Annotated in this window: 13 protein-coding genes; 11 read left to right on the top strand and 2 right to left on the bottom strand. The window is 63.4% G+C overall.

Annotation, left to right across the window (positions count from 1 at the left end):
* The first annotated feature begins 92 nt into the window (after positions 1-92).
* Positions 93-1,079: a helix-turn-helix domain-containing protein gene (locus A9K68_RS10740; protein WP_065011909.1), complete on the top strand. Its 987-nt coding sequence runs from the start codon at positions 93-95 to the stop codon at positions 1,077-1,079.
* Between the two features lie 9 nt (positions 1,080-1,088).
* On the opposite strand, the gene A9K68_RS10735 is transcribed toward A9K68_RS10740, so the two are convergent.
* Positions 1,089-1,646 carry a sugar O-acetyltransferase gene (locus A9K68_RS10735; protein ID WP_065011908.1) on the bottom strand — a complete coding sequence of 186 codons (558 nt, stop codon included), beginning with the start codon at positions 1,644-1,646 and terminating at the stop codon, positions 1,089-1,091.
* Positions 1,647-1,791: 145 nt separating this feature from the next.
* Between A9K68_RS10735 and A9K68_RS10730 the strand changes: the two genes are divergently transcribed.
* From A9K68_RS10730 to A9K68_RS10710, 5 genes are all read left to right on the top strand, one after another.
* The gene (locus tag A9K68_RS10730; protein WP_065012043.1) at positions 1,792-2,253 is read left to right on the top strand and encodes a DUF4126 domain-containing protein; all 462 of its coding nucleotides are present in this window, start codon (positions 1,792-1,794) and stop codon (positions 2,251-2,253) included.
* The gene (locus A9K68_RS10725) at positions 2,250-3,626 is read left to right on the top strand and encodes an FAD-containing oxidoreductase (RefSeq protein ID WP_065011907.1); all 1,377 of its coding nucleotides are present in this window, start codon (positions 2,250-2,252) and stop codon (positions 3,624-3,626) included. Before A9K68_RS10730 ends, A9K68_RS10725 begins: the two co-directional genes overlap by 4 nt.
* A gap of 149 nt (positions 3,627-3,775) precedes the next feature.
* A complete protein-coding gene (locus tag A9K68_RS10720; protein WP_065011906.1) occupies positions 3,776-4,849 on the top strand; it encodes a succinylglutamate desuccinylase/aspartoacylase family protein in 1,074 nt (357 codons plus the stop codon).
* A gap of 260 nt (positions 4,850-5,109) precedes the next feature.
* Positions 5,110-7,299, top strand: coding sequence for an anthranilate synthase (locus A9K68_RS10715; protein WP_065012042.1), 2,190 nt, complete (start codon positions 5,110-5,112; stop codon positions 7,297-7,299).
* Positions 7,300-7,327: 28 nt separating this feature from the next.
* The gene (locus A9K68_RS10710; RefSeq protein ID WP_065011905.1) at positions 7,328-8,257 is read left to right on the top strand and encodes a cation diffusion facilitator family transporter; all 930 of its coding nucleotides are present in this window, start codon (positions 7,328-7,330) and stop codon (positions 8,255-8,257) included.
* A 27-nt stretch (positions 8,258-8,284) separates the two neighbouring features.
* Here A9K68_RS10710 and A9K68_RS10705 read toward each other — a convergent pair whose 3' ends face one another.
* Positions 8,285-9,364: a hypothetical protein gene (locus tag A9K68_RS10705; protein WP_065011904.1), complete on the bottom strand. Its 1,080-nt coding sequence runs from the start codon at positions 9,362-9,364 to the stop codon at positions 8,285-8,287.
* A 98-nt stretch (positions 9,365-9,462) separates the two neighbouring features.
* Between A9K68_RS10705 and A9K68_RS10700 the strand changes: the two genes are divergently transcribed.
* From A9K68_RS10700 to leuA, 5 genes are all read left to right on the top strand, one after another.
* Positions 9,463-9,900, top strand: a complete 438-nt coding sequence (locus A9K68_RS10700; RefSeq protein ID WP_065012041.1) for a DsrE family protein — start codon at positions 9,463-9,465, stop codon at positions 9,898-9,900.
* Positions 9,901-9,969: 69 nt separating this feature from the next.
* A complete protein-coding gene (locus A9K68_RS10695; protein WP_065012040.1) occupies positions 9,970-10,770 on the top strand; it encodes an SDR family oxidoreductase in 801 nt (266 codons plus the stop codon).
* Between the two features lie 46 nt (positions 10,771-10,816).
* Positions 10,817-11,125, top strand: coding sequence for a putative quinol monooxygenase (locus tag A9K68_RS10690; protein WP_065011903.1), 309 nt, complete (start codon positions 10,817-10,819; stop codon positions 11,123-11,125).
* 57 nt (positions 11,126-11,182) lie between these two features.
* A complete protein-coding gene (locus tag A9K68_RS10685) occupies positions 11,183-12,271 on the top strand; it encodes an AbrB family transcriptional regulator (protein ID WP_065011902.1) in 1,089 nt (362 codons plus the stop codon).
* Positions 12,272-12,734: 463 nt separating this feature from the next.
* The gene (gene leuA, locus A9K68_RS10680) at positions 12,735-14,474 is read left to right on the top strand and encodes a 2-isopropylmalate synthase (protein WP_065011901.1); all 1,740 of its coding nucleotides are present in this window, start codon (positions 12,735-12,737) and stop codon (positions 14,472-14,474) included.
* Positions 14,475-14,563: the final 89 nt, after the last annotated feature.

Below are 14,563 nucleotides of genomic sequence, written 5' to 3'. Positions count from 1 at the left end.
GATAGGCCTGCTGCCGGATTGCAAAAGTGTCCCAATTGACATTATTCAAAAGGATTGGGACAAATCGGATCTAACCCTTATCGGTGCTCAGCATGGCCGATCCGATCGTTGCCACCATCGCCTTCGATGGCATCAGTCCGTTCCACCTTTCCGTGCCGTGCCTTGTATTCGGCGAAGACCGCGCCGCGCTCGGCCTGCCGCGCTTCGACTTCCGCATCTGTGCGATCGAAAGCGGGCCTATCCATACCGAAGCAGGATTGACTGTGACTGCGCCGCAAGGGCTTGGCAGCCTCGATGGCGCGGACATCGTCATCGTCCCAAGCTGGCGAGATCTCGAAAATCCGCCACCTGCGGTTCTGGTAGAGGCGCTGCTGCGAGCGCACCGCAACGGCGCATTGATTGTCGGACTGTGCCTCGGCACCTTCGCTGTTGCGGCGACCGGACTGCTTTCGGGGCGGCGAGCCGCGACGCACTGGGCCTATACCGAGCAGCTGCAGGCGCTTTATCCCGACATGATCGTCGATCCGGACGTGCTCTACATCGACAATGGCGATGTCATGACATCTGCCGGCGTCGCCGCCGGGCTTGACTGCTGTCTCCACATCGTGCGAGCCCGCTACGGCGCCGAGGCGGCTCTTCGACTTGCCCGGCAGATCGTGCTTTCTCCCCATCGGCAAGGTGGGCAGGCGCAGTTCATAGAACGCCCCATCGCCAGGACCGGCAACGCGGATCGCTTCACACAGGCCCTTGACACGGTGCGCAAAACGCTTGGCGATCTGCACAGTCTGGACAGCGTCGCCGACGCCGCCGGTCTCACCCGCCGGACGTTCACGCGCCGCTTCCAGAAAACGATCGGCACCAGTTTCGGCGACTGGCTGATCGATCAGCGCGTCGCGCTGGCGCAGCGGCTGCTGGAAGCAACGGAAAAATCGATGGACACGGTTGCCTTCGAGGCCGGGTTCGGTAGCGCCACGTCGCTGCGCCAGCACTTCGCGGCACGGCTCAGGACCTCGCCCGCGCAGTACCGGCGCGAATTCTCGAAGAACGCTGATCAGGACGCGCACGCCGCCTCGCGTTGATCCGGATGCTCAGCCGCGCCTGACCGGCCGCGCCGGGTTGCCCACAACCGTGGTGTTTGGCGGCACATTGCGCGTCACCACAGCACCCGCTCCGACAATAGCGCCGGCGCCGATGCTGATCCCAGCGAGGATGACCGCACTGCCGCCGATCCAGGCATTGTCGCCGATCTCGACCGGCTTGGCGATCTCCAGCCCGGCCTGTCGCCCCGCTGCCTCTTTGTGATGCTCGGCGCAGTAGATCTGCACGTTGGGGCCGAGTAGCGTTCCCTTCCCGATGCGGACTGGCGCCGTATCGAGGATGATGCAGCCGGCATTGAGGAAGACGCCGTCGCCGAGAAAGATGTTGAAGCCGTAGGCGCAGTGGAACGGCGCTTCGATCCGGGCGCGCTCGCCCGCAGCGCCGAGCAGCGACTTCAAGGCAGGTCCGACGTCGCCACGTTGCCGGGGCGGCAAGCTGTTGTGTTCGAACACCGCGTCGCGAGCGAGGATGCGCAGCGCCTCCAGCTCTGAGTCGAGGCAAGTATACCACTCGCCCGCGGCCATATTTATGCGCTCGCTTCCGTTCAAGGCGATGCCCTCCTGTCTTACCCTGCTGTTTCAACGTGGTGTCAAAGCACAGTCCATAAAAATCGGGTAACGCAGAGATCGCAGGCCTCTGGTCAAATGCCGATCCTATGCTAGCCTAGTCCGTGTGATCGAGGGGGGATCAATCATGCTGTACATCCTTGCACTTCTGATCGGCGTCGTTGCCGGCCTTCGCGCCATGACCGCGCCCGCCGCCGTCGCCTGGGGCGCTTATCTCGGCTGGCTGCCGGTCGCCGTAACCTGGGCTGGTTTCATGGGCCATTGGATCACCGTCGGCATCTTCACCATCCTGGCCGTCGCCGAGCTCGTCACCGACCAGCTGCCGTCGACGCCGAGCCGCAAGGTCCCACAGCAGTTCGGCGCACGCATCGTCATGGGCGCCTTCACCGGCGCAGTGATCGGCGCGACCGGCGGCGCCACGATCGGCGGCCTGATCGCCGGCGCCATCGGCGCGGTGATCGGCACGCTGGGCGGCGCCGAGCTGCGTAAACGCCTGGCCGCCGCTTTCGGCAAGGATCCGCCTGCAGCCTTCATCGAGGACGCGGTAGCGATCGTCGGCGGCCTGCTGATCGTGGCGGCGGTGGCATGACAGCAAAGACATTCGACGCCATCATCATCGGCGCCGGACAGGCCGGCCCGCCGCTCGCCGGCCGGCTGACGGCGGCCGGCATGAGCGTGGCGCTGATCGAGCGAAAACTGGTTGGCGGCACCTGCGTCAATACCGGCTGCATGCCGACCAAGGCCATGGTGGCAAGCGCCTATGCCGCGCATCTTGCCCGCCGCGCCGCCGACTACGGCGTGACGCTCTCCGGCCCGGTCGGCGTCGACTACAAGGCGATCAAGGCGCGCAAGGACAAGGTGTCGAACGACGCCCGCGGCAACCTCGAAAGCTGGATTGCCGGCATGGACAAATGCACGCTTTATCGCGGCCATGCGCGCTTCGAATCCGCCAACACGGTGCGCGTCGGCGACGATCTGCTGAGCGCCGAGAAGATATTCCTCAACACCGGCGGCCGAGCCTCGGTGCCCGACCTGCCAGGCGTCAACGACATTTCGTACCTGACCAACTCGTCGATGATGGATCTGGACGAGTTGCCGCGCCATCTCGTCGTCGTCGGCGGCAGCTACGTCTCGCTCGAATTCGCGCAGATGTTCCGCCGTTTCGGATCAGAGGTCACTGTGATCGAAAAGAGCCCGCGGTTGATCGGCCGCGAGGATGAGGATGTCTCAGCCGCCATCCTGTCCATCTTCAAAAACGAAGACATCACGGTCCATCTCGGCGCCGATGACATCGGCTTCGCCAGAAAGGGCAACGAAATTGCCGTGACCTTCTCCGCCGACAAGGCGCCGGCGGTCGGCTCGCATGTGTTGCTGGCCCTGGGCCGAACGCCCAACACCGACGATCTCGGCCTCGACAGAGCCGGCGTCGAGGTCGACAAACGCGGCTTCATTGTCGTTGACGACCAGTTGCGCACCAGCGTGCCCGGCATTTGGGCGATGGGCGACTGCAACGGCAAAGGCGCCTTCACCCACACCTCCTACAATGACTACGAGATCGTCGCCGCCAATCTGCTCGACAACGATCCGCGCAAGGTGAGCGACCGCATCGAGGCCTATGCGCTTTATACCGATCCGCCGCTCGGCCGCTGCGGCATGACGGAGACAGCGGTAAGAAAGTCCGGGCGTCGCGCGCTGGTCGGCCAGCGGCCGATGACCCGCGTCGGCCGCGCCGTCGAGAAAGGCGAGACGCAAGGTTTCATGAGGATCCTGGTCGACGCCGGCACCAAGGAAATCCTCGGCTGTTCGGTGCTCGGCCCCGGCGGCGACGAGGCGATACACTGCGTGCTCGATCTGATGTACGCCAAGGCGCCGGTCAGCACGCTCGCGCGGGCAACCCATATCCACCCCAACGTCTCCGAACTTCTGCCCACCATTGCCCAGGAATTGAAGCCGCTGGCATAGGCCGGGCAGGCGTTTGGAACCAGTAGTGTCCACGCACCCCCTTCGGGAGCCGGCCGAGAGAGTCCTGCGCCCATAGCGCGAAAAGCTGGACCAATCGACAGCGTATCGGCGAAAGGGCATGTGCTCGGCCTCTTTCTTGGAGGAATATCATGCAAAAATCGATCGAGCGCATCGCCGGCGACAGCGAGGGCGTTTCCTATGGATTCCCGGTGTTCCGCTTCGAGGGAGCGGACAAATCGGCATCTTCAGCCTATCTGCAGGCAGCGCTGCATGCCGGCGAACTGCCGGGCGTCGTCGCCATCGACGCGCTGATGCCGATGCTCGGAAAAGCCGAAGCGGAGGGCCGCATCAAGGGCAATATCACCGTCGTACCGCAAGCCAATCCGATCGGCCGCGCCCAGTATCATTTCGGCGAGCATCAGGGCCGCTTCCATCTGGGCACCCGCACCAACTTCAACCGCGGCTTTCCGTTGCTGGCCGCGCCCGACATCTCACTCCTGCCGGACACGACCCGTGGCACCGTCGACCAGCGGCTGAAGATCCGGCTGCTGCAGCTTTCCATCGGCCACGACATCGTGCTCGACCTGCATTGCGACGACGAGGGCCTCGCCTACCTCTATGTCCACACCAGCCTGTGGCCGGCGATGGCGGATTGCGCGGCCGTCATGGGCGTCGACGCGGTGGTGCTGTGGGATGAGGACACCGACGGCACCTTCGAGGGCGCCTCGATCATGCTGTACCAGAACGTTCCCGCCGATGTCGCGCGCCTCGACCGGCGCGTCGCCACCACGGTCGAATATCGTGGTATACTTGATGTCAATGGCGCTCTGGCCGCCTCCGATGCGGAAGGGCTGTACCGGCTGCTGGTGGCACGCGGCGTGATCGTGGATCAGATCCTGCCCGAGCCCGGCAGCTTTGCCGGGCCTAATTTTTTCACCGGCATTGTCGCACCGCTCGAAAACGTCGACATGATGCCGGCGCCCCGAGCGGGCGCGGTCCTTTACGAGGTGAAGCCCGGCGACCGTGTGGCAAAAGGCGCACTGCTCGCCACCATCGTCCATGCGCCAGGTGAGCCCGACGGCCGCACGCAAGTGTTCGCACCGCAGTCGGGCATCATCCTGACACGGCGTTCCCGGCGCATCATCCGTGCCGGCGAAGACCTGCTGAAGCTGGTCGGCGACAGGAAGAGCGCCGACGCAAGGTCGGGGACGCTGGAGGACTGACGGCCTATGCCCTTCGCCAAGCGCGTCATTGAATCCAGTTGCGTGGCCGTTCAATCGCCGCTATTGGAATCGCCATGAACATGCGCTCGATCAAGACCGTTTGGTGGTGGGCTCGCTGACAGCGGCCTGTTCGAACGCGTGCGCGTGAAAATAGAAGGTGGCCGCAACGGGATGTCCGGGCGGCCATTTGTTTTTTCAAGCCATCCCCGGGTCCGTTGCCCCAAGACGCTGAAATAGCCAAGACGCTGATGGAGACGGCAATGACGACGAAAATTCTGGAGAACGGGGCGGAGCGCTTCGTCACGGCGGGTGGCGTGACGATTACCCGCGAACGCCATGATCGGCCTTACGAAGGCGCAATCGACGCCTATATCGACGGGCTGAATGCGCGCCGTGGCGCCGTGTTTTCCTCGAATTACGAATACCCCGGCCGCTATACGCGCTGGGACACCGCCATCATCGACCCGCCGCTGGTGATCTCGGCGCGCGGCCGCGCCGTGCGCATCGAGGCGCTGAACAGCCGTGGCGAGATGCTTCTACCGGTGATCGGCAAGGCGCTCGGCGGCCTTGACGACGTGACGATCGCCGAGACCTCGAAAAGACTGATCCGCCTCGACGTGGCCAGGCCCGGCCGTGTCTTCACTGAAGAAGAACGCAGCCGCGTTCCCTCCGTCTTCACCGTGTTGCGCACCATAACCGCTCTGTTCAAGACGGAGGAAGACGCCAATCTCGGCCTCTACGGCGCCTTCGGCTACGATCTCGCCTTCCAGTTCGATCCGGTCGACTACAAGCTCGAGCGCCAGCAAAGCCAGCGCGACCTTGTGCTGTTCCTGCCCGACGAGATCCTGGTCGTCGATCACTATTCGACCAAGGCCTGGACCGACCGCTACGACTATTCCGGCGACGAGTTTTCGACGGAGGGATTGCCCCGCGACGAGATCGTCGAGCCGTTCAAGACCGCCGACCGCATTCCGCCGCGCGGCGACCATGAGCCGGGCGAATATGCCAATCTGGTGCGCAAGGCGATGGAGAGCTTCAAACGCGGCGACCTGTTCGAGGTGGTGCCCGGCCAGATGTTCTACGAGCGCTGCGAGACACCGCCTTCCGACATTTCACGCAAGCTGAAGACCATCAACCCGTCGCCCTATTCCTTCTTCATCAATCTCGGCGAAGGCGAATACCTGATCGGCGCTTCGCCCGAAATGTTCGTGCGCGTCAACGGCCGCCGTGTCGAGACCTGCCCGATCTCCGGCACGATCAAGCGCGGCGACGACGCCATTTCCGATTCGGAGCAGATCCTGAAATTGCTCAATTCGAAGAAGGACGAATCCGAGCTGACCATGTGCTCGGACGTCGACCGCAACGATAAGTCGCGGGTTTGCGACCCAGGCTCGGTGCGCGTCATCGGCCGCCGCCAGATCGAGATGTATTCGCGGCTGATCCACACCGTCGATCACATCGAAGGGCGGCTGCGCGAAGGCATGGACGCCTTCGACGCGTTCTTGTCGCATGCCTGGGCGGTCACCGTCACCGGCGCGCCGAAATTATGGGCGATGCGCTTCATCGAGCAGAACGAGAAGAGCCCGCGCGCCTGGTATGGCGGGGCGATCGGCATGGTCAATTTCAACGGTGACATGAACACCGGCATGACGCTTCGCACCATCCGCATCAAGGATGGCATCGCCGAGGTGCGCGCCGGCGCCACGCTGCTCTTCGACAGCATTCCCGAGGAAGAAGAAGCCGAAACCGAACTGAAGGCATCCGCCATGATCTCCGCCATCCGCGACGCCAAGTCAGGCAATGCCGCCGACACCGAACGCGCCACCGCGCGCGTCGGCGACGGCGTCAACATCCTGCTGGTCGACCACGAGGACTCCTTCGTCCACACGCTGGCCAACTATTTTCGCCAGACCGGCGCCAATGTCTCGACCGTGCGCACACCTGTGCCGGACGAGGTCTTCGACCGGCTGAAACCCAACCTGGTCGTGCTGTCGCCCGGTCCCGGCACGCCGAAGGACTTCGACTGCGCCGCCACCATCAAACGGGCCCGCGCGCGCGACCTGCCGATCTTCGGCGTCTGCCTCGGCCTGCAGGCGTTGGCCGAGGCCTATGGCGGAGAGCTGCGGCAGCTGCACGTGCCAATGCATGGCAAACCGTCGCGCATCCGCGTGTCGAAGCCGGGCATCATCTTTTCCGGCCTGCCCAAGGAGGTGACGGTCGGCCGCTATCACTCGATCTTCGCCGATCCGGTGCGGTTGCCCGATGGTTTCGTCGTCACGGCCGAGACGGAAGAAGGCGTCATCATGGCCTTCGAGCACAGCAAGGAGCCGATCGCTGCGGTGCAGTTCCACCCGGAATCGATCATGACTCTCGGACACAATGCCGGCATGCGCATCATCGAGAACATCGTTGCGCATCTGCCGCGCAAGGCCAAGGAAAAGGCGGCTTAGCTCCGGTTTCGGCGGCCGGAAGCAATCAATGACCGCAATCGATCCGAAAACCACCGCCAAGCGCAAGGTCGCCAGCCTCGCCTTCTGGTCGATAGTCGTCGCTTTCGTCGTGCTCGGCCTGAAGCTGGCGGCCTGGCACGTCACCGGTTCCGTGGCGCTGTATTCCGACGCGCTGGAATCGATCGTCAACGTCATTGCCTCGGCCGCAGCCTATTGGGCGATCCAGGTCAGCTACAAGCCGGCCGACCAGGATCATCCATTCGGCCATCACAAGGCCGAGTATTTCTCGGCCGTGCTGGAAGGTGTGCTGATCGTTTTGGCAGCCCTGCTGATCCTCAACGAAGTGTGGTGGTCCTTGCGGCATCCCGCCCCACTCGAACAGCCCTGGACCGGCCTCGCCATCAACGGTGTCGCGACAGTGATCAACGCCTTCTGGGCCTTAACGCTGATCCGTGCCGGCCGTGCCGAGAAGTCGCCGGCACTGGTTGCCGACGGCAGGCACATCATGACCGACGTGGCGACCTCCGTCGGCGTGTTCATTGGTCTGGTCGGTGCCGTGCTCACCGGCTGGCAAGTCCTCGATCCCGCTCTTGCCGTCATCGTCGCGCTGAACATCCTGTGGCAGGGCTGGCACGTCATCGGCTCGTCGATGAACGGGCTCATGGACCGCGCCGTCGATACACAGGAGCACATGCACATCCGCGACGTCATTTCGGCAAATTGCAAGGGCGCAATGGAAGTCCACGATCTGAAGACGCGGATTGCCGGCCGCGCCACGTTCATCGAGTTCCACCTGGTCGTCGATGCCGATATGTCGGTGGGCGCCAGCCACGTCATTTGCGACCGCATCGAGGATGCGCTGAAGGCCGAGATCCCCTCGGTGCGCGTCACCATTCATGTCGAGCCCGACGACGAGGCAAAGCTGCCCAAGGGCACGACGGCCGTGCCGTTCGCGTGAGGCGGTTCTGTAGGCCCTCAAAACTTCTCAAGGCATGCAGGCGGATTGCGGCATCGGCTCCAGTCGGTAGACCTTGTCGTCGGATGCGGTCTCGCCTTCGGCCGTCTTCGAGCATAGGTCGATGATCGGCAGGCTGCTGTTGGGATTGGCCAGCATCATCGTGCCGTTGGCGCCGCGGCGCAGATAAATCTCCTTGGCTGCGATGTCGCAGGAAAAGTCGCTCGTCTTTCCGCTCGCGACACAGCGCCACTGGTCCGCTTCGCCGTCACAACTGTAGCTCTGCGTGACCTCGGCGGCGTTCCGACGCGTGGTTACGGAAACAGCTATGTCGGCGCCGCTTGGCCAGCTTGCCGGATCGCCGCCCTTGGCGAAGGAGGCCAGCTCGATCGGGCCCCGGAAAACCCTGATGGTGTGGGTAAGCTGATCGGGATGCGAGTCGAGATGCGCGGCATCGTAGTCGCGCCCGTAGCAGAACGGCTGGTCCGGTTTCAGCCGCTCACGCAGCGGTGCTCCCAGCGCCGGATCGACCGGATCGATGCGCGCGAATTCGGCCTTGCAGGTCTGCGTCGGCATACGGTCGAGCCGAAAGCCGTCGTCTTCTGTGCCGAGCGCCTGCTTGGCGTATTCCTTTTCACCCAGCTCATCCTCGGCGCCAGCATCGAGATAAAGGTTGCGATGCACGCCGGAGACGATCAGCCGGCCTTTTTCATCAACGTTCAGTAAGGCCATGGTGCGGTCGCATTCCATGCCGCAATGAAGCTCGCTCGACTGCGGATCATCCTTGCCGCACCAACCGCCAACCCACTCGGGTTTCTTGGCGCCGCGCACCGTCGTCGCCATGAAGCCGTTGTAGCCGGACGGACCGCTGCTCGGCTCCTCGTTGGGATGGCTGACCGGATCGCTGCCGTAGTAGAAGAAAATCCGTCCCACCTTCTGGTTCGGACGTACCTTGAGATGTGCGGCATCATAGACACGCCCGAAACAGGCATCCTTGCCGTCCGGGCTGAGTTCGGTGAGCTTAGGCGTATCCTCGGCAAGGGCGGTGCCGGCAACAGCGGCAAGCAAGGCGACACCAAGTCCGGCGGCCACAATGGTATTTGATGTCATCTGCCCCTCCTCGCCCGACAGGACGTGACTTCAATTTATGCTAGGATCGAGGCCGAAGCCACGCAATTTGCGAGGACGGCATTCTGGAGAATGACATGATGCGACGCCGCGATATTTTCCGCTTGAGCCTTGCCGGATCCGCTGGCCTTTTCGGGCTGCGCCCCGTCAAGGCAGCGGCCGTGGAAGAGGAAAGGCAGAAGGTCGCCTACCACCTCAGCGACCTCGACAAGGTCGGGTTCGTTTTGGGCAATATCAAGAACCATTATGAGGGCACCGGCGGCAAGGTCGACATCGTGCTGGTCGTGCATGGCCCGGCACTCGCCGCTTTCAAGTCGAAGAGCGCATCAGCTGCCATTTCCAGCCGTTTTTCCGGCCTGGTCCGCGACGGGCTGACCTCACATGCTTGCGCCAACACCATGCATGGCATGCATGTTGCGCTCACCGATCTGCTCGACGGCTTTCATGCCGCCGAGACCGGCGGTGTCGTCAAGCTCGCCGAATTGCAACGCCAGGGCTACGCCTATTTGCGGCCCTGAACCGCTACTGACTTGAACATGAGGGCGGCGAGGCCCTACGAAGGGTGGGAGAGTCCCGGAGGAATAGACGTGCCAGCCACCATAACCGCCATTGTCACCCCCATCCTGGTCATCCCCGACCTCGCCGGCAAGGCGGTGCTGATCACCGGCGCTTCGACCGGCATCGGGGCGGCACTTGCACTGGCCTACGCCGCGCAGAAATGCCGCGTCGCACTGCATTACAATTCCAGTCGGGCAGCTGCCGAAAACCTGGCCGGGACCATCCGCAACGGAGGCGGCGAGGTATTCCTGATCCAGGGCGATTTCTCGATCTCCGCCGATGTCGAGCGCGTCGTCGAGGACAGCGCGCAACACTTCGGCCGGCTCGATGGCCTGGTCAATAATGCCGGCGGCATGCTTGGGCGCGTACCCTATGCCGAGCAAACCGAGGCGCATTACGACGCGGTGATGGACCTCAACGCCCGCTCCGTGCTGACCGCCTCGCGCAAGGCGATGCCATGGCTGAAGCGCCAGGGCGGCTTCATCGTCAACACCTCGTCGATTGCAGCGCGCAATGGCGCCGGCGGCGGCGCCGGCCTTTATGGCTCGGCCAAGGCCTTCGTCTCCAATGTGACCCGCGGCATGGCCAAGGAACTGATCGGCTTCAACATCCGCGTCAACGCGGTGGCGCCGGGCACCATCGCGACGCCTTTCCATGAGCGCTATTCGACCGAGGAGCAGATGAAGGGCATGGTTGCTACCATTCCGCAGTGCCGCGCCGGCACGCCCGAGGACTGCGTCGGCGCCTATCTGTTCCTCTCGTCCGCTCTGTTGAGCGGTTACATCACCGGCCAGGTGATCGAGGTGAATGGTGGCCAGTTGATGCCGTGAGCGGCGACCTGCATACTTGCCGCGGAAGCCAACGGAGAAAACGGCAATGTACGGTCTGATCGGCAAGATGCGGGCGGCACGCGGCCAGCGCGACTCAATGATGGATGTCCTGCTTGCCAGCACCGGCGCCATGCCTGGCTGCCTGAGCTACATCATCGCCACCGATCCGGCCGATGCCGACGCGATCTGGGTGACCGAAGTGTGGACCGACCAGGCAAGCCACAAGGCTTCGCTGCAACTGCCGGAAGTCCAGGCGGCGATTGCCAAGGCGCGGCCGATCATCGCCGGCTTCGAATTCCAGGTCGAGACCCGGCCCGTAGGCGGCTTCGGCCTGCCGGCCGTCAAAACCGGCTGACGCATTTTCGCCGCCGCGGGGGTTCGCATCTCCCCGCTTCGGGGCTAAGACCGAAAAATGGATTCCCTGCCAGACCAGCCGACCGTCGAACGCATGGCGCGGGTGCCCAAAGTCTGGCAGTGGCTGGCACTGCTGATCTTCTCGATCCTGTTTGCCGGCGCGCTTGAATTCGGCGCCTTGCCGGCAGCGCTGCTGATCGGACCGATGCTGGCGGCGATCCTGGCCGGCACCAACGGCGCCACGGTGCGCGTGCCGCGCCCTTTGTTCGGCGCCGCCCAGGCGATCGTTGGCTGCCTTGTCGCCGCTTCGATCTCCCCTGACATCTTTCCGGTCTTCTACAAGGAATGGCCGCTGTTCCTCGGCACCGTGGTGGCGACCGTTGCGGCGTCCAGCCTGCTCGGCTGGCTGATCAGCCGCTGGCGCATCCTGCCCGGCACCACCGCCGTCTGGGGCTCATCGCCGGGCGCGGCCACCGCCATGGTGCTGATGGCAGGCGCCTTCGGCGCCGATCAGCGCCTCGTCGCCTTCATGCAATATCTGCGCGTCATCTTCGTCTCGGTGACTGCCGCACTTGTTGCAAAGATGTGGGTCGACACATCAGGCATCGAGGTCCCGGCCGTCATCTGGTTCCCGCCGATCGATCCAACAGCCTTTGCCGGGACACTTGGCGTGGCGCTCGTCGGCAGCCTCATCGGAAAGCTGCTCAGGCTGCCGTCACCCTTCTTCCTCGGCACCTTCATTTTCGGCACTGCTGTGCATCTCGGACTAGGCGTGCCGATGCAGTTGCCGCCTTGGCTGCTTGCCCTCGGCTATACGATGATCGGCTGGACCATCGGCCTGAATTTCACCAGGGCAATTCTGCAGCACGCGACGCGGGCGCTGCCGCAGATCGTCGGTTCGATCATCATCCTCATCGCCTTCTGCGGCGGTCTCGGCTTCATGATCAGTCATGTGCTCGGCATCGATCCGCTGACCGCCTATCTGGCGACCAGCCCCGGCGGCATGGACAGCGTCGCCATCATCGCCGCCGCCGCACAGCACGTCGACATCTCCTTCGTCATGGCGCTGCAATCGGCCCGCTTCCTCGTCGTGTTGCTGGTCGGACCGAGCGTGGCGCGGCTGGTGGCGCGAAGTCTGAGAGAATAGAGGGTAATTTGCGGCTCCAGAAAGGCCTGCGGCGCTGTCACCTAAATGGATCAGGCGCGACGCAATCTGCTCGGGGCCGCTGAAGGACCAGCCCAAGTCGCACAGGACTGCGTCGTGTAGGTATAGGAAACGCCAGTCGTTCGGCCCCACTTGCCTCTCTTTGGCTGCTCCTGTATGAAAACCGCCATGATCAACCGCGCCACCTCCGTCGCTTCCCGTCAGACCGGCTTTGCTGGCGAGACCGTGCGCGCGCTTGCTTCCGCTCTGCTGCTTCTCGGCCTTATCGGCGATCGCCGGGTTCGCTGAAGGAGCGCCCGGCGGTCGAACCGCCGCTCACGCGCATGCTCCTTGGCCAGTCTCAAAATTGGCAAGTCACATCAAGCGAATGAACATCTGGTAAAGGCGCCGCTCGGCACCAAATCCGCCTGAAGGCGGATCCCGCGAGCCGCCGGGAGAGACGACAATGAACGCACGAGAAGAGATCCGCGCAGACAGCGGGGAGATGGGCAAGGATGCAGCGCGGGGCATGCCGGAGGCAGCCCGGAAATACCAACCCTACCCGACGGTCGGTCTCACCGACCGCATTTGGCCTTCGAAGGTCATCGACAAGGCGCCGATCTGGTGCTCGGTCGACCTGCGCGACGGCAACCAGGCGCTGATCGACCCGATGGGCCACGAGCGCAAGGCGCGCATGTTCGCCCTGCTCCTCGACATGGGCTTCAAAGAGATCGAGATCGGCTTCCCGTCGGCCTCGCAGACCGATTTCGATTTTGCCCGCTGGTGCATCGAAGACGGCAATGTCTCAGCCGATGTCTCGCTGCAGGTACTGGTGCAGTGCCGGCCGGAACTGATCACCCGCACCTTCGAGGCGCTGCAGGGCGCCACCAACCCGATCGTGCATTTCTATAATTCGACCAGCGAATTGCAGCGCCGCGTCGTCTTCGAGAAGGACGTTGCCGGCATCAGGCGGATCGCCACCGATGCGGCCAAGATGATCACCGACATGGCGGCGAAGGCCGGCGGCGGTTATCGTTTTGAATATTCGCCGGAGAGCTTTACCGGCACCGAGCTCGAAGTGGCGCTGGAAATCTGCAACGCCGTCACCGAAATCGTGAAGCCGACGGCGGAAAACAAGCTGATCATCAACCTGCCGTCCACGGTCGAGATGTCGACACCCAACATCTATGCCGATCGCATTGAATGGATGTGCCGCAATCTCGACAACCGCGAGAACCTGCTCATTTCGTTGCATCCGCACAACGACCGCGGCACCGGCGTTGCCACCACCGAACTCGGTCTGATGGCGGGCGCGGACCGCGTCGAAGGCACGCTGTTCGGCAATGGCGAGCGCACCGGCAATGTCGACATCGTCACGCTGGCGCTCAACATGTACACGCAAGGCGTCGATCCCGAGCTCGACTGCTCCGACATCAATCGGATGAAGGACGTCTATGAATATTCGAACCAGTTGAAGATCCCCGAGCGCCATCCCTATGTCGGCGAGCTCGTCTATACGGCCTTTTCCGGCTCGCACCAGGATGCCATCAACAAGGGCATGAAGGCGTTGCGCAAGGCCAACACGCCCCACTGGGAAGTGCCTTATCTGCCGATCGATCCCGCCGATGTCGGGCGCAATTACGAGGCGATCATCCGCATCAACTCGCAGTCCGGCAAGGGCGGCATCGCCTATGTGCTGCAGGCGGACTACGGCCTCAACCTGCCGCGCAACCTGCAGATAGAGTTCAGTCAAGCGATCCAGGCGATCACCGACGCCGAAGGCAAGGAGGTGCCGGCCAAGCGCATCTATGAGCGCTTTCTCGACACCTATGTCGATCAGCCCGGCGCGCGGCTGAAGTTCCTCGACCACCACACCTATCCGGACCTTGAGACCAAGGGCCGGCGTGCGGTGGAGGCGATCATCCTCGACAGGGGCAAGGAGGTGACGATTTCAGGCTCCGGAACCGGCCCGATCGACGGCTTTGTCGACGCGCTGTCGCGCCATGTCGGCGTGCCGATGTCGGTGCTCGACTATTCGGAGCACTCCATGCAGCGCGGCTCGAATGCCTCGGCCATCTCCTATGTGGAGATGGAGCATCCCGGCGGCAAGCTGTTCGGCGCCGGCATCAACACCAACATCGTGGCCGCTTCGCTGGAAGCCGTGGTTTCCGCCGCCAATCGCATTGTCGGCCGAAAGGTCGAGTAGAGCAATCCCAGGAAAAGTGTGTAGCGGTTTTCCGTCCGAATTGCCTAAAAACAAATACTTAGAGCCGTTCGTCGGTTCTACCAAAGATG

This window comes from Mesorhizobium sp. AA22 (assembly GCF_001672375.2).
GTDB lineage: Bacteria > Pseudomonadota > Alphaproteobacteria > Rhizobiales > Rhizobiaceae > Mesorhizobium > Mesorhizobium wenxiniae.
The sequence above is the reverse complement of the archived record's forward strand: the minus strand, read 5'-3'. Positions and strand labels throughout refer to the sequence as shown.

Coding starts and splice junctions, on each gene's coding strand:
- A9K68_RS10740 (WP_065011909.1), top strand. CDS start 93: ATGGCCGATCCGATCGTTGCCACCATCGCCTTCGATGGCATCAGTCCG.
- A9K68_RS10730 (WP_065012043.1), top strand. CDS start 1,792: ATGCTGTACATCCTTGCACTTCTGATCGGCGTCGTTGCCGGCCTTCGC.
- A9K68_RS10725 (WP_065011907.1), top strand. CDS start 2,250: ATGACAGCAAAGACATTCGACGCCATCATCATCGGCGCCGGACAGGCC.
- A9K68_RS10720 (WP_065011906.1), top strand. CDS start 3,776: ATGCAAAAATCGATCGAGCGCATCGCCGGCGACAGCGAGGGCGTTTCC.
- A9K68_RS10715 (WP_065012042.1), top strand. CDS start 5,110: ATGACGACGAAAATTCTGGAGAACGGGGCGGAGCGCTTCGTCACGGCG.
- A9K68_RS10710 (WP_065011905.1), top strand. CDS start 7,328: ATGACCGCAATCGATCCGAAAACCACCGCCAAGCGCAAGGTCGCCAGC.
- A9K68_RS10705 (WP_065011904.1), bottom strand. CDS start 9,364: ATGACATCAAATACCATTGTGGCCGCCGGACTTGGTGTCGCCTTGCTT.
- A9K68_RS10700 (WP_065012041.1), top strand. CDS start 9,463: ATGCGACGCCGCGATATTTTCCGCTTGAGCCTTGCCGGATCCGCTGGC.
- A9K68_RS10690 (WP_065011903.1), top strand. CDS start 10,817: ATGTACGGTCTGATCGGCAAGATGCGGGCGGCACGCGGCCAGCGCGAC.
- A9K68_RS10685 (WP_065011902.1), top strand. CDS start 11,183: ATGGATTCCCTGCCAGACCAGCCGACCGTCGAACGCATGGCGCGGGTG.
- leuA (WP_065011901.1), top strand. CDS start 12,735: ATGAACGCACGAGAAGAGATCCGCGCAGACAGCGGGGAGATGGGCAAG.